The organism is Pontibacter liquoris, from assembly GCF_022758235.1.
GTDB classification, from domain to species: domain Bacteria; phylum Bacteroidota; class Bacteroidia; order Cytophagales; family Hymenobacteraceae; genus Pontibacter; species Pontibacter liquoris.
On sequence record NZ_JALEBG010000002.1, the window covers coordinates 81,832 to 96,341 of the forward strand.

At 53.8% G+C, this 14,510-nt stretch carries 12 protein-coding genes; all 12 read right to left on the bottom strand.

Annotation, left to right across the window (positions count from 1 at the left end):
- Nucleotides 1–11: 11 nt before the first annotated feature.
- Entirely contained in the window at nt 12–944 is a 933-nt protein-coding gene (locus LWL52_RS13715) for a DUF6624 domain-containing protein (RefSeq protein ID WP_242920850.1), read from the bottom strand.
- Between the two features lie 338 nt (nt 945–1,282).
- A complete protein-coding gene (locus LWL52_RS13720; protein ID WP_242920851.1) occupies nt 1,283–1,819 on the bottom strand; it encodes a GNAT family N-acetyltransferase in 537 nt (178 codons plus the stop codon).
- Nucleotides 1,820–1,983: 164 nt separating this feature from the next.
- A complete protein-coding gene (locus LWL52_RS13725; protein WP_242920852.1) occupies nt 1,984–3,663 on the bottom strand; it encodes a M28 family metallopeptidase in 1,680 nt (559 codons plus the stop codon).
- A gap of 108 nt (nt 3,664–3,771) precedes the next feature.
- Nucleotides 3,772–5,799, bottom strand: a complete 2,028-nt coding sequence (uvrB, locus tag LWL52_RS13730; protein WP_242920853.1) for an excinuclease ABC subunit UvrB — start codon at nt 5,797–5,799, stop codon at nt 3,772–3,774.
- A gap of 336 nt (nt 5,800–6,135) precedes the next feature.
- Nucleotides 6,136–6,507, bottom strand: coding sequence for a hypothetical protein (locus LWL52_RS13735; protein WP_242920854.1), 372 nt, complete (start codon nt 6,505–6,507; stop codon nt 6,136–6,138).
- Between the two features lie 499 nt (nt 6,508–7,006).
- Complete coding sequence (locus tag LWL52_RS13740; protein ID WP_242920855.1) at nt 7,007–8,713, bottom strand: outer membrane beta-barrel protein; 1,707 nt, start codon at nt 8,711–8,713, stop codon at nt 7,007–7,009.
- Nucleotides 8,697–9,275 carry an RNA polymerase sigma factor gene (locus tag LWL52_RS13745; RefSeq protein WP_242920857.1) on the bottom strand — a complete coding sequence of 193 codons (579 nt, stop codon included), beginning with the start codon at nt 9,273–9,275 and terminating at the stop codon, nt 8,697–8,699. The genes LWL52_RS13740 and LWL52_RS13745 overlap by 17 nt, the downstream gene beginning before the upstream one ends.
- Before the next feature lie 388 nt (nt 9,276–9,663).
- Complete coding sequence (locus LWL52_RS13750; protein ID WP_242920859.1) at nt 9,664–10,065, bottom strand: YkvA family protein; 402 nt, start codon at nt 10,063–10,065, stop codon at nt 9,664–9,666.
- 97 nt (nt 10,066–10,162) lie between these two features.
- Nucleotides 10,163–10,903, bottom strand: coding sequence for a shikimate dehydrogenase family protein (locus tag LWL52_RS13755; protein ID WP_242920862.1), 741 nt, complete (start codon nt 10,901–10,903; stop codon nt 10,163–10,165).
- Nucleotides 10,904–11,227: 324 nt separating this feature from the next.
- Nucleotides 11,228–12,013: a phosphosulfolactate synthase gene (locus tag LWL52_RS13760; RefSeq protein ID WP_242920864.1), complete on the bottom strand. Its 786-nt coding sequence runs from the start codon at nt 12,011–12,013 to the stop codon at nt 11,228–11,230.
- Between the two features lie 5 nt (nt 12,014–12,018).
- Nucleotides 12,019–13,416: a tetratricopeptide repeat protein gene (locus LWL52_RS13765; protein ID WP_242920866.1), complete on the bottom strand. Its 1,398-nt coding sequence runs from the start codon at nt 13,414–13,416 to the stop codon at nt 12,019–12,021.
- A 69-nt stretch (nt 13,417–13,485) separates the two neighbouring features.
- Nucleotides 13,486–14,484 carry an NAD-dependent epimerase/dehydratase family protein gene (locus tag LWL52_RS13770; protein ID WP_242920868.1) on the bottom strand — a complete coding sequence of 333 codons (999 nt, stop codon included), beginning with the start codon at nt 14,482–14,484 and terminating at the stop codon, nt 13,486–13,488.
- Between the last annotated feature and the right edge of the window lie 26 nt (nt 14,485–14,510).

Here is a 14,510-nt window from a genome sequence, read left to right on the forward strand (position 1 = left end):
GCGTTCCGCAACTACTCGTTGTGCGGTCCCCGATCGAGGGGCGGCAGCGCATACGAAATGCCAAAGCGCTTGAGGTAATCTTTCAGTGGTGGGAGCCCCATTTCGGCGCGCCGGTTATCTACATGTGGTTCGTCGAGGATAGGATGAAGCTCGTAGCGTTGCGTTTCGGGGTTAAGGCGCACTTGGCTGCCGTAGAGCTGGGGTTTGCCGTTGCCCGCCAGGATGCGGTCTTCCAGCAAGGCCAGGTTTGCTTTGGACACCTCCCCTTTCTCCGCGGCGGCACGCATGAGCGGCACATACTTCTCCTGTATTTTCAGGTCGGCGTGCTGCACCACCAGGAAAACGGCCAGGGTTGCTTTCGGCCCGACCAGGGTTTTGCCAGGCCAGCCATATTCGTCCAGAATGCACGTCACTTCCTTTAGGTTGGCCGCATCCGCTTTGTTCATGCGGCTCTCCAGCATTTTCCACTGCTCCGAAGCCATCCCGTAATTCGCCTGCACAGAGTCGATCATGCGGCGGTATTTCTGGTCCTGCTCAAACACCAGTTCGAGGCGGGCTTTTAAGGGCTGGTTATAATTTGCCTCTATGCGGGCTACATTTTCCTCCAGTTTCCGCACCAGGGCGGGCCAGCGCTTGCCGGTCCGCAGGCTGCTCAGGTCGCTGTCCTGCTTCAGGTGGCTAACGTTCATAAAGCCTTTTTCTATAGCGGCGTTCAGGTACCCAAAGGCTTTCTTTTTGTTTCCGGCTAGGGCCCAGGAGCAGGCGGCGTTGTAGTAATCGGTGCTGCTGCCGGTGCCTTTGCGCAGGGCTTTATCGTAGAGCTTAGCGGATGCTTCGAAATCATTGGCTTCATAGCGGGAATATGCCTCGCCCACAGATTGTGCCCTGCCAGCAGTAACCAGGCAAAGAAAACACAGCAGGGTTAAAAGAAGCGATCGTATCATGAGAGAACAGCGATAGAAATACTGTTGCTACAAAAATATCAAATTATATATAGCAACATACATCTATTTATTTTTTCAAGCTCTTCAATCTCATCTCCTTACCCAGGTGTGCGCTTCATTACCCGCCTTTGCAGAACAGAAAACAGGCTATTTTTCAACACGCATGCAACCCTTTGGCCTGTGTTTGCATCTTGCTCTTAGAAAGGGAAACGCGCTCCTGCCGCTCTCTTTCTGCCTGCCCTATCTTTCCCAAATAAAACTATGAAGTCCCTGGTCCTGTTCTACTTCCTTTGCGGAGTGGAACAGGTAAACCCAGCGCCAGGGCAAAGGATACAACATTATACTTGCCGCTGCATGTACAGATCACGTTGCACATCCTGGCCAAGTATAAACGTCAGCTCTCCTGCTTCTTCAAAGTGATACTTGTGGTAAAAGCGCATCGCCCGCTGGTTGTGTTCCCACACGGTCAGCCATACTACATCATGTCCGTTTTTCCGAGCTCTTTCCAGGCAAAGCTGCATCAGGCGGTCGCCTAATCCCTTTCCGGTCCATTCATGTAAAATATAAAGGCGGCTTATCTGTAAGGGCTTTTGCCCCCGGATTTCGTCAGGTGCCTTGCCAGCATTCAGTTTTACATAGGCGACAGCCTGCTCCTGCACCTCCACGATCACAAACGCGGTTTCCGGGTCACACAGCTCTTCCGTTTGCAGTTCCGGCGTATACATGGTGGGGCGAAAAGCGGCCATGTCTTCTGGCCGGTTATACGCGGCGAAGGTTTCGTAAAAGGTGCGCCAGCCCAGTTCCGCCAGCAGCTCGGCATCGGCCAGTGTGCCGCTTCTGAACTGAAAAGCGTTCGTGTCAGCTGAACTCATCATAGCAAAAGAAATCAAAAGATGTTAAAAAACGCCCCTCTGCAGGATGCACAGGGGCGCTATACTTTACAAAACGGATCAGAAGGATAAGTATAGCCCTGCACCAGGCAGATATGCAGAGGCGCTATCCTGCTCTACGATGCCGGGTTTTATACTTTGAGCGACGGTTAAGGCAGGTACGCTTCCCGGATGGCTTTAAATTCAGAGCCCGTTTTCCACTTGGGCCACACCCCTGCTACCGATAACCGCTTACCTACCTGATAAAGAAGCGTCAAATCTTCCACAGCGCCATCCGCCACATAGCCGGCGTGTACTTCGTCGGATGGTTTGTGGTAGTAGTTGGCGTAAAAGGCGTCTAGCTGCTGCTTGCCATAGGCTTTCCCTCTTTCCACATCGTCAATGCCCGGGCCGATGAATAAGGCTGGAATCCCGATCTTGGCAAAGTTGAAATGGTCGGACCGGTAGTATAAACCGGCTTCCGGGTTTGGTTCGGGCGCCACGTAGCGGCCTACTTTTTTGCCTTCTTCAGCAATGTAATCTTCCAGCTCGGACTGGCCCATGCCAAAAAGCACGATGTCTTTGGTTCTGCCATAGGAGTTAAGCATGTCCATGTTGATGTTGGCCACGGTCTTTTCTTTCGGGAACACCGGGTGTTCGGCATAGTAGGCCGAGCCCCAAAGCCCCTGCTCTTCGGCGGTAACAGCTAAAAACACGATGCTTCTTTCCGGCCTGCCAGGCTGGCTTTTAAACACTTTAGCAATCTCCAGCAGACCGGCAACGCCGCTGGCATCGTCTACGGCACCGTTGTAAATGCTGTCGCCGGTGGCATCTGCTTTGCCAATGCCCAGGTGGTCCCAGTGGGCCGAGTAGAGAATGTTTTCGTCCGGGCTTTTAGCACCGGTGAGCTTGGCAATGAAGTTATGCGACTTATCATACTTTGTTTTCACCGTCATCGCCGTGCTGACGTTCAGGTGCAGCGGAACAGGTTTAGAACCTGGCTTGGATGCTTTGGCGACAAGCGACGTATAGTCCATACCGGCAGCAGCCAGCAGTTTCTTGCCCACCTCGTTCGACACCCAGCCCTCCATGGCGCACTTATAGGTCTCTTTTCCCCTCGAATCTAAGTATAGCTTGGAGGTGTTCCAGTTGTTCTGCACGACCTCAAAGCCATAGCCGGCCGGTTCTGTGCTATGGATAATCAGGCAGCCTTTGGCTCCCTGGCGGGCAGCTTCCTCAAATTTATAGGTCCAGCGTCCGTAGTAGGTCATGGTGCGGCCTTTAAAAACAGCGGGGTCCTGCGCATAAAACCCGGGATCGTTTACCAGCACCACCACTACTTTGTCTTTTACATCCAGCCCGGCATAGTCGTTCCAGTTATACTCGGGGGCCACAATGCCAAAACCGGCAAACACCAGCTCGCTCGCGTCTACCGTTACTGCCGGGTCGGTGCGCCGGGTCCAGATCACGTAATCTTTGCGGCCTTCCAGCTTCAGCTCCTGCTTGCCTTTGATGGTCATCGTAGGGCTGGCGGTGGTATGCACATCCACCATGGGCACTTCCTGCAAATAGCTGTCGCCGTTTCCGGGTTCCAGGCCGAGGGCTTTGAACTCCCGCTCCAGGTAGGCCAGCGTTTTCTTCTCTCCGTTGGTAAAAGGCTTGCGGCCTTCCAGCTCATCTGCCGAAATTTCGCGCAGGTACCGGCCAAAGCTATCGGTGCGCAGCGTAACAGGCGCAGCTGCTTGCGGGGTTTGTTGCGCCATAGCGGCTTTGTTTGTATTAGCCGACTGGCAGGCGGGCAGGAAGCACACAGCAGCAGGCAGGCAAAGCAGTAGCAATTGTTTTATCATGGTGGTCCTGTTTTGTTAGCGGTGTAAAGATAAGCGGTGATGGACATGCATCAAAAAAGCAAGGGGCTGCTATATTCGTATAACAGCCCCTGCAGAAAGTATAACGCGTTAGTCGCGCTTTGATTTAAGCAGTTGCCGCAACTCGGCCAGCTCGTCGCGGTACTTGGCGGCCTGCAAAAAGTCGAGGTCTTTGGCAGACGCTTCCATGAGTTTCTCGGTTTTTTTGATGAGCTTCTCCAGCTCGTCCCGCTTCATGGTCTGGATTACCGGCTCTGCTGCCAGCGACACCTCTCCAGCCCCGGCATACGCTTTTACCTCCCGCTTCTTCATGTCGGCAACGGCTGTTTGCTCAAACACTTCCTCATTCGATTTGAGGATGGTGCGCGGCGTAATGCCATGCGCCTCGTTATAGGCCTGCTGGGTAGCCCGGCGGCGGTTGGTCTCGTCGATGGCGCGCTGCATGGAGCCCGTCATGCGGTCGGCATACATAATCACTTTGCCGTTCTCGTTTCGGGCGGCGCGGCCCATGGTCTGGATCAGCGAACGCTGGTCGCGCAGAAAGCCTTCCTTATCAGCATCCAGTATGGCGACCAAACTTACCTCCGGCAGGTCCAGGCCTTCGCGCAGCAGGTTCACCCCGATCAGCACGTCGATGATGCCCAGGCGCAGCTCCCGCAGAATTTCCACGCGGTCCAGCGACTTGACTTCGGAGTGCAGGTACTTTACCTTGATGTTGAGGCGCTCCAGGTACTTGGCCAGCTCCTCCGACATGCGTTTGGTGAGGGTGGTTACCAGCACACGAGCGCCGGTTTTCACGCGCTCGTCAATTTCTTCCAGCAGGTCATCTACCTGGTTGGAGCTTGGCCGGATCTCGATCTCCGGGTCCAGCAGCCCGGTTGGGCGGATGATCTGCTCGACAATCACCCCTTCGGATTTCTGGATCTCATAGTCGCCGGGCGTGGCGCTCACAAATACCACCTGGTGCATCAGGCTTTCAAACTCGTTGAAGGTGAGCGGGCGGTTGTCCATGGCGGCCGGCAAGCGGAAGCCATACTCTACCAGCGCCACTTTGCGCGAGCGGTCACCGCCCCACATGGCGCGCACCTGCGGCACGGTCACGTGGCTCTCGTCGATCACCATCATAAAATCATCCGGAAAATAATCAAGCAAACAGAACGGACGGGCACCCGGCGCACGGCGGTCGAAGTAGCGGGAGTAGTTCTCGATGCCGGAACAGTAGCCCAGCTCGCGGATCATCTCCAGGTCGAACTCGGTGCGCTCCTTGATGCGCTTGGCCTCGGCCGGGCGGTCTTCTTTGAGGAAGTATTCGTGCTGGGCCACCATGTCGAACTGGATCTCGTTGATAGCTTGGTGCAGCGTGTCTTTGCCGGTCACGAAAAGGTTGGCCGGGTAAATGGTGATAGCCGATTCGTCGGATAGCTTTTTACCGGATGCCGGATCGATGCGGTGGATCTGCTCCAGCTCGTCGCCAAAGAAGTATAAACGGTAGGCAAAGTCGGCATAGGCCGGATAAAGATCTACCGTATCGCCTTTTACCCGGAATGTTCCACGTGTGAATTCGGCTTCGGTGCGGCTATAGAGGATCTGGACAAAGGTATAAAGCAGGTTGTTGCGGCTGTAGCGCTGCCCTGGTGCCAGGTGCAGCACGTTTTTGCCAAATTCCTCGGGGTTCCCGATACCGTAAATACACGACACCGACGCCACCACGATCACATCGCGGCGCCCCGAAAGCAGCGCCGAAGTGGTGTGCAGGCGCAGCTTCTCGATCTCCTCGTTAATGGCCAGGTCTTTCTCGATGAACACATCTGACGAGGCAATGTAGGCTTCGGGCTGGTAGTAGTCGTAGTAGGAAATAAAGTACTCGACGGCGTTGTTAGGGAAGAACTGCTTGAACTCGCCGTAGAGCTGCGCGGCCAGTGTTTTGTTGTGGCACAAGACCAGCGTGGGCTTGCCCGTGTTTTTAATCACGTTGGCCATAGTAAAGGTTTTACCCGTTCCCGTAGCCCCTAGCAGCACCTGTACCGGTTCCCCGTTCTTAATGCCCTGGGTGAGTTGTTCTATTGCTTTCGGCTGATCGCCGGTCGGTTGAAATTCTGAGGTTAGCTGAAAATCCATTCTTCGCTTTTACGGATGAGTAAAGATAAACTATAACATTAAAAACCAGCAGGAAGTTTACCTTTTCTCGCATGTTCTGGTTGTTACGCCGTCTAAAAAAACTACCACAAGTATAAGGGGGCCGGCACAGCGCTTTTACCTGTTGGGCAGGTGCGGCTATCCCGGTTTATACTTGCCATAAAGCCTGCAAGTATAAAAAACCATTCTGCCTGGGTGCTTACTGCAATACAGGGTATCCAGCATGAAAAAGCCTGCCGAAGATCGGCAGGCTTTAAGGAAAATGTCACTCTTCCTAATCAAAAAACAACTTATGTATGTAATAAACTGGTAAGCTTTTTAATTGCCGCTTGCGCTGCTGCACACGCGCGTGATGCGCACGGCAGGGTACATCATGTGCACTGCTACGCAGCGCGGGCTGTATTCCCCATTCAGTTCCAGGGCTACGTTCAATCGTTTTCCGGTCTGCCGGTAGGCCTCAGGCAGGTTATCGGTGGTCACATACCCGGACTGGATCTGGCCCACGTAATCGCCTTTATGGCTTTCGGTTGAGTTTTCCTCCAGCAAGCGCAACACATACCAGCCGTTCTGGCAGTCGGCGCCCACCACTTCGGCTTGCAGGCAGGCTGGTTCCGGCTCCTTTTCGGTGCAGCTTACCACCAGCAGCAACAGGCAGAGGTAGAACAGGGCGAGGTAGAGAATGCTTTTCATAGTTTCATAGTGCCTAAGGTGCCTTACCAGCATGCAAGCAAAACAGCTCACGTAATTGTTTGGTGAAGAAACCAGGTACCGTGGTGCTGCACGCAACACCCCGATACACCGGCAGCTTTCTTCATAGCTAAACAGGTAGGTAGTAGTACAGTATTTTAGTTTTAGGCCGCTGCTCCCGTCAGGCAGCTAAAAGCCATTGGTTTTGATGCTGGTATTGGTTGCCGCCTGCTACATAAGTATAACCGCCCTGCCGCCCCATACTTATACTTGCCGCCACTGATGGCTTTTCTGCTTTGGTTCACCCCGACAGGAGTACTGTAAAAAACAGCAGCGCCAGCAGCACATACCACCCTAAAAGATTGGGCTTGGCAGCAGTAGCCAAAGCAGCCATAAAATGACGCGCCGTTCTCATGGGGCTGTTGGTAACAAATTCCGGCTTATACTATAGTCATGATCCCATTTGGAGGCCAAGGGTTGCAGGAACCCGAAAAAATTGCTGCTATTTACGGCCGCTACCCAACTCATAATTCACGGCCATGTTCAGTCCGATGGTGTAGGGCTTTCCTTGTGGCGCCAGGGTATTGTCCGGCTCGGCCAGCAAAGTGTTAAAGTACCCTCTGAACTCGGGGCCTACTGACACGGAAATGGCATTTGAAAGCCGCTTGCCCACGCCCGCCGACACATTGCCCGAGAGCTGCACCTTGCGGAAGGGTGAATCGTCGCCGCTGCCAAAGTTCACATCACTCACTTCGTTGCTGGAAGCCATCACAGTAGTTTGCAGCAGGAAGTTGGCCGCTACGCCGCTGGCAGCATACCAGTACCAGTCTTTTGCCAGGCGCCCCTGGTATTGCAGCCCAACTGGCAGCGTGAGGTGGCGGTAACGGTAGTTGACGTTGTAATTATCGGTTTTGGAAACGCTGATCGAATCGGTTGGCTGTTTATTATCAAGGACCGTCAGTAAAACGGTAGAGGGATCCAGGGCTACCTGCTCGTTGCTTTGCGGCTTGTTCAGGAACTGCCGGATAATGTAGCTCGATTTGGTACGGGCCGTGTTCTGCAAATACCCGATGCCGGAAAGCAGTTTCCATTTCCGCCCCAGCTTAAAGCCGACTTTGGCATCAAACGAATAGGAAAAGCCCGGGTCTGTGTTGTCTTCGTATTCTTCCCGCGCCTCATTCAGGCTTTGGGTGGCAAAGGCGTTTACAGAAGGGCCACCTTGTGTAAAGCTTCTCATACTTGCCGTGCTCATCACCTGGTTCGGAATGCCGATGTTCTGGTCGAAGTAGCTAGGCGCATAGGCCATTCCCACTGTCCAGCGGCTATCGCTGTCGGAAGCTCCTTTTTTAGCATTCTTGTCTCCGTTCAGCGCTAACACCAGCGCATCCTGTTGGTTCTTGTGCTGGCGGGCCTCTGCAGATAAGATCGTATGGAGCTCCTGCACCGCACCCGCTGCCATTTGTGCCACTGACGGGTTGCGCAGCAATTGCTGCGCCGCCGGCGAGTTGAGGATATGCCGGGTATCGGCAGAAGCTGGCACGGCTGCTATTGCCTGCCGGGCGGTCTGGTAAAATGGCTGCAACGAGGCAAAAGCTGTGCGGGCTTTGCTTCCGGTACTGTTTTCGTCCGGGCTGGCATGGGTTCCAAAGCTGCGTCCGTGCCGGGCAGCTATACTTTCCAGGCTCACCTGGTCGGCCGGCAGATCAATGGTGAAAGCGGTTTGGGAGATGGTTTCCGGGGCGGCAGCAAGTATAACGTCTGGCTGGGATACTATTTTAACACGAGCACCTGCCCTTTTCTCCGGTTTTGCCGGGTAATCGGCCCCCATACTAGCGGGTTCATTTTCGATGCTTTCCGGCAAGGCGGTTTCTGCGCCAGCCGGGACTGCCAGGGAAGCCACGGCCGGGGCCGGATCATTTACTGCCGGCGTTGCTGCCGGCAACTGAACTGCGGCCAGGGCTTGCTGCTGCTCCTCTTTGCTGAAATGATACACGAACAGGGAGCCGGCCAATACAAATAATACAAAACAGGCGGCTGCCAATTGCCGGTACAAGACCATGCGGCGCTTGTACACTGCATTTTCCTGCACGGTCAGGTCGTGGTCTATACGTGCCCACAGGTCCGGCGACGGAGTGGCCTCAGCGTCGTGCATCCGGCGCCAGAACTCTTCTTCCAGTGGTCCTCGCTTATCGTTAGCTGCTGATGACATTTTCTTTATAGGTTTCTTCCTGGCGCGTCAACATGCCTTGCAAGATGGCTCTGGCGCGCGAGTATTGTGATTTGGATGTACCCTCGGAGATTCCGAGCATTTCGCCAATTTCCTTGTGATTGTATCCTTCCACCGCATACAGGTTAAACACCATCCGGTAGCGGGGGGCAAGGCTCTGAATCACGCTCACCAGCTCCTCCATCGAATAACCTGACAGGCTATAGGTGTCGGAAGAGATGCTGGCCACCTCTTCGGCTTCGTGCGAGACAGTGAGCAGTTGTTTGCTGCGCAGGTGTTTCAGGGCGGTGTTCACCATGATCCTGCGTATCCAGAACTCGAGCGGGCAATCGCGTTTAAAGTTCTGAAGATGCGCGTATACTTTAATGAACGCATCCTGCATCATATCTTCCGCTTCGAAGGTGGTTGGGGCATAGCGCAGGCATACGGCCATCATCTTTTTAGCATAAAGGTCATAAAGGAGCCGTTGCATGTCGCGCTTGCCTGCGATGCACCCCTCAATGAGTTTATCCTCGTCTGACTTTGGTTTGGAAAAAAGCTTCAAATGCTGCCTGTTTATGCCTTACACAACCTATGAGTCCTGCAGGAGCCAAATGGTTGCAAGGCCCTGAAAAAAAATTATACTTCCCGATGCGCCGGCGCCGGGCTCCCTTTAAAACACGTGGCAAGAAGGTATAAATATAGGAAAATTTTGGAGTTAAAAAGGTTCCAAAACAGACGCTGTTAGGGTAACAGGATTATTTAGCAGAGAAGCGATGCAATAAGGAAAAGCAAAAATAAGATTTCTGGCAGCAGCATCCCACAGCAAAGGCGACGCGAGATGCTAAAAGCAGCAAGCGCAAGTTACCCTAAGGAAAACCTGCGCCTGGTATAGTAGAAGGAAAAGTATAAAGACAGCGGAAAGTGAAATAGGAAAACGGCTTTGCGGCAGCTTATTGCAGGTGCATAAATAAAAGCTTGTAGCCAAGGATGAGCAGCAGCGACGCCATCAGCACCCAGGTATAGCCAATCACGCGGTGGGCAGCAGCCGTGCTCCCGCCCGCTTCGTGCAGCACTTCGTAGGCCTGCAACCGCGCCTGCCCTATCACGTGCCGGGAGAGCAGCTGGTAACATACGCTCACCCCCAGCGTCACAATCACCACATCATCCAGAAAGCCGAATACCGGCGTCAGGTCCGGCACCAGGTCTATGGGGCTGATGCCATACCCGATGGCCAGCGCCAGCAGCAAGCGCACATACCATTTCACGCGGCTGTCGCGGGAGGCCAGGTAAAGGGTATAGATCTCAATATTTAACTCCTGGGCTTTTTGCTTGAGGGTGTGTAGCTGTGCCATGGGTTCCGAAGTTGATTTGTGTCTTTCTACGGAATCCATCCCAAATAAAGTTGCACTAAACCAAATTATTAGCACAATATAAAATTGCACTGCTCCGTTATACCTGATTTGCCCATATCTGCCAGGCCGCCGCCGCCTGCCGGTAGAGCATTTCCAGCCCATTGGTTGTTTTGGCCCCTGCGGCCGCGCATTTCTGCAAAAACAGGGTTTGCTCCGGATTGTACACTAAATCGTAAGCAAAGTGGCTGCTTGTTAGACTATTATAGGGCAGCGGTGGGCAAGCGTCTTCCTGCGGGTGCATGCCAAGCGGGGTGGTGTTGATGAGCAGCCGGTACTCCTGCAGCAGCGCCGGAGTGAGCGCCTCGTAAGGCAGCTCCTGCGCCCCCGCCTGCCTTGACACCGAAGTATACGGAATGCCCAGGCTGTCCAGCGCGGCCGTAACGGCTTTGGCTGCGCCTCCTGTGCCAAACACGAGCGCCCGGCCCTGCTGCGCCACCGGGCAAAACTCCTCCAGCGTACTTTTAAAGCCACTATAATCCGTGTTGTAGCCCTTCAGGCATCCCTGGCTTATTTTCAGGGTGTTTACGGCACCAATACGGGCGGCAGCGGCGTCCAGTTCGTCGAGCAGGGGCAGCACCTGCTCTTTGTAAGGCACGGTAACGTTCAGCCCAAGTAGCTCGGGTTCCCGGGCCAACAGCGCCTTCAACTCGCTTATTTCTGCTAATTCATACAGCTCGTAGCCGGCGTCCGTGATCTGCTCGCGGGCAAATTTCTCGGTGAAATACTTCTTCGAAAAGGAGTGCCCCAGCTTTTTACCTATAAGTCCGAATTTGCGCATGTGGTTCTGATTAGGAGGGCAGGTAAGTAACAAAATTTCTGCCGAAGTATAACAAGTAAACGGGAAGGCCCGTCTCGCAACACCGCTTTCAAAAGCTCCCATCCCTGAAATAGTCGGAAGGAAGTATGACTGACGGGGCTTTCGTTTAAAAGCACGGCACAAGCGGACGCTTGCGCCAGGAAAGAGCCAGGGAACTGTTGCGCTAACCGTGAAACAGCTTTTACCTGCAGCTTCTACCGTAAGCCTTTGCCGGATCTGTTAGAAATAAAAATTGCCCGCCCGGCGATAGTTCCGGGCGGGCAATTTTAAGGGTTGGGTTATCGGTTAGCAGCCCTTCAGGTCAGGATTTTCTTCTTTCAGGAAGTGCCAGAACGTATCGCCGCGCAGCCCCAGCCGGATCGTCTCCAGGGGAATGATCTCCGAAGGGGCGATGTTGCCCAGGTTCACATTGGCGCCAAGCAGCTTGATAAACCATACCTGCTGCGCTTTGATGGGCGCTTCCCAGATAATCTTTTCAAACGGGATCTTGGTCAGGATCTCATCCACCAGGCCGCTGCGGACTTCGCCGGTAGACCGGAACAAGCCCACATTACCACCTTCACGCGCCTCGCCGATCACTTTCCAGGCACCAGCTTCCAGCTCTTCCTGCATCAGCTTGATCCACATGTATGGCGGGATGATCTTCTCGGCGTCTTTTGAACCAACCTCCGACAGCACAGTAACCTGCTCGGAAAGCGTCTGGATATACTCGCACTTTTTGCCGTGGTCCAGCTCTATGGAGCCGTCCGATACTTCGGCAAAGGTCATCTGGTACTGGTCCAGCACGCGGCGGTATTCGTCAAACTGGTTGCGCACGATAAAGGCCTCGAACAAGGTACCCCCGAAATACGTGGGAATGCCGGCTTCGCGGTAGATATCCAGTTTCCTTTTGAGGTTAGGGGTGACAAAGGAAGTGGCCCAGCCTAGTTTAACAATGTCGACATACTCGCCGGCAACTTCCAGGAAGTCCTCCGTTTCGCGGATGCTCAGGCCTTTGTCCATGGCCATGGTAAAGCCTCTGTCACGGGGCTTCGCCTCACGGCTGGGCAGGCTATTCAGCGTATAGTTCATGTTTTTTATTTGCGGTACTGATCAATTAATCGGGCTAATGCGCGCTGCGACTCCAGCTCCGGGAAGAACTCAAACAGCAGCTTATGCTTATCGAAGTCCAAAATTAACGCATTTTCCAAATAATTGTAAGCTTCGCGGTATTTTCCTGCCGAAAGCATGTACGCGCATGCCCTGTAATATAGCTCTGCTTCGTTTGGCTGCAGTTCTATGGCATTTAAAATAATATCGGTGGCCTCCTCAAAGTTGCCCTGCTCAAACAAAATAATGGACCAGTTGAGGTAAATGTTCTTGTCGTTGGGCTGGATTTCGGCGGCGCGCTCATAGCTGTCCAGCGCCGACACCACGTGCCCGACCTGGTACTCTGCCGCTGCCAGCGCCATCCAGTACTCGGCACTGTCGTCGTAAAGCTCTACCGCTTTTTTAAAGAAGTGCACCGCCTCATGCCATTTGTTCTGGGCATCCAGAATTACGCCAATGCCAAACCAGGCCTCATCCATCTCCGGGTCCAGGTCCACGGACTTCTGGTAATACCGGCGCGAGAGGTCCCATTGGCTCAGTTTCTCATAACACTCGCCAATATTGCAGTATACTTCTGCCGACGGCGAGCCCTGCTCCAGCATGGCATTAAAATGCTCGATGGCTTTGGTATACTCCCCCAGAAACACATAGGCGTTGGCCATGTTGTTGTAGGCGGTAATAAAATCAGGTTTGATGAGGGTGGCGTATTCGTAAGCGGCAATGGCTTTGTCGTAGGTACCGATCTTGTTGAGCACGTTGCCCAGGTTAAACCAGGCCACATACGAGTATGGGTCGTTGTCTACAAACTCCTGGAAAAACGGCAGGTGCTCGCGCAGGGTGTTGGTCACCTCCATGCAATACACGATTTCCTGCATCGCCGCTTCGTTCTCCACGTTCAGCACAATACATTTTTTATAGTACTTGATGGCCGAACTGAACTTGCCCCAGCTTTGATACGCCAGCCCGATATTAAAGTAAATATCGTCGCGCTCCGCATCGTAGGCCATGGCCTTTTTAAAATGATCGATGGCATCGCGGTATTCGCCGCGTTGCGTAAAGATGATGCCGCGCGTAAGCTGCACATCGGGGTTGGCGGGCTCCACTTCGGCTACTTTGTCGATCATGCCCATGGCCTCTTCAAAACTGCCCGACATGGCCAGCAGCTGCGCCTTGTCTATCTGCAGCTCCGTGGAAAAAGGGTACTGCGCAATGGCAGAATCGCAGGCGGCCAGCGCCTTCTTATACTCGAAGCCGGCCGTATAGTGGTCTATAATAAATTCAAAATCTGTCAGGTCAAAAAACACCGTTTCATTGCTTCCGAGCATCTGCTCGAAACGCTGTATCAATTCCAGCTCCTCGCTGTGTTCTTCAAAGTTATCTTTCATCTCCAATATCCAACAAGCTGCATATTTATAGCAGCCTACGTCATACTACATTTTAATGCTGCAAATAGTTTAGTCCGGCAGGCCCTGCGGCACCTTGTCGCCCGAAATATTTTCCAGCAGCTGGCCGCAGCTCCAGGTAATGGTTTCGGAGAGCGGCCGGAAGGCAATACCCGTGGCTTTTCGTACCTTTTCGTTGCTGAACAGGTGGCTTTTGGCCGATACGCGGGCCGTATCTTTGGTGATCAGCGGCCGGCTGCCGGTCAGCCACGAGCGGGCATGCTCCAGGCGCCATACAGCCTCTGCCAGCCAGGGCGGCACGCGCACCGAAGGCGCCTTGCGGCGCAGGCAGGCAGCCGCCTGGGCAAAGAACTCCTTGTAGGTCATCTGTCCCGCATTTAAGATAAACCTTTCTCCGGATATATCCGAGAATGTGAGTTGCAACATGGCCGCCACCACATCGCGTACATCTACAAAATTGGCGCTGCCAACCGTATAAAAGGCATTTTGATTGTATACATACTTAAACAGCTGCGTGCTGCTCCGGTTCCAGTCGGCCGGGCCCAGCACCACCGAGGGGTTTACGATCACAGCATTTAACCCTTCGGCCACACCGCGCCATACTTCCAGTTCGCCCAGGTATTTGGAGCTGGCATAAGCGGCGTGCTCCGCGGCAGCATCCCATTTGCTTTCTTCTGTCAGGACACGGGCATTTTTTGGCCTTCCTACTGCGGCAATAGAGCTGACGTGGCATAGCTTAATGTCCTGCTGCTCCAGGCAGGCATCCACTATATTGGCGGTACCTTCCACATTCACCTGTTTGAGCAGTTCGCGGTCCTGCGGCGCATAAGACACCAGCCCGGCACAATGAAAAACATAATGCACACCCGCCAGAGCGTTGCGCAGGAAAGCCGGATCAAGTATATCACCCTCCAGCCACTGCACCTGCGCGGCACTGCGCAGCGCCGGCACCTGGTTCCGGTAACAGGCTTTTACGGCATGCCCTTGCTCCAGAAGCGCCTCAATTAAAAAGCTGCCGATAAGGCCGCTGCCTCCTGTAACAAAAACCATGGTGCAGATTATAGGTATAGAGAAAA

What these genes read in the sequence shown, in the direction of transcription:
- LWL52_RS13715 (WP_242920850.1), bottom strand. Translation starts at nt 944, where the DNA reads ATGATACGATCGCTTCTTTTAACCCTGCTGTGTTTTCTTTGCCTGGTT.
- LWL52_RS13720 (WP_242920851.1), bottom strand. Translation starts at nt 1,819, where the DNA reads ATGATGAGTTCAGCTGACACGAACGCTTTTCAGTTCAGAAGCGGCACA.
- LWL52_RS13725 (WP_242920852.1), bottom strand. Translation starts at nt 3,663, where the DNA reads ATGATAAAACAATTGCTACTGCTTTGCCTGCCTGCTGCTGTGTGCTTC.
- uvrB (WP_242920853.1), bottom strand. Translation starts at nt 5,799, where the DNA reads ATGGATTTTCAGCTAACCTCAGAATTTCAACCGACCGGCGATCAGCCG.
- LWL52_RS13735 (WP_242920854.1), bottom strand. Translation starts at nt 6,507, where the DNA reads ATGAAAAGCATTCTCTACCTCGCCCTGTTCTACCTCTGCCTGTTGCTG.
- LWL52_RS13740 (WP_242920855.1), bottom strand. Translation starts at nt 8,713, where the DNA reads ATGTCATCAGCAGCTAACGATAAGCGAGGACCACTGGAAGAAGAGTTC.
- LWL52_RS13750 (WP_242920859.1), bottom strand. Translation starts at nt 10,065, where the DNA reads ATGGCACAGCTACACACCCTCAAGCAAAAAGCCCAGGAGTTAAATATT.
- LWL52_RS13755 (WP_242920862.1), bottom strand. Translation starts at nt 10,903, where the DNA reads ATGCGCAAATTCGGACTTATAGGTAAAAAGCTGGGGCACTCCTTTTCG.
- LWL52_RS13760 (WP_242920864.1), bottom strand. Translation starts at nt 12,013, where the DNA reads ATGAACTATACGCTGAATAGCCTGCCCAGCCGTGAGGCGAAGCCCCGT.
- LWL52_RS13765 (WP_242920866.1), bottom strand. Translation starts at nt 13,416, where the DNA reads ATGAAAGATAACTTTGAAGAACACAGCGAGGAGCTGGAATTGATACAG.
- LWL52_RS13770 (WP_242920868.1), bottom strand. Translation starts at nt 14,484, where the DNA reads ATGGTTTTTGTTACAGGAGGCAGCGGCCTTATCGGCAGCTTTTTAATT.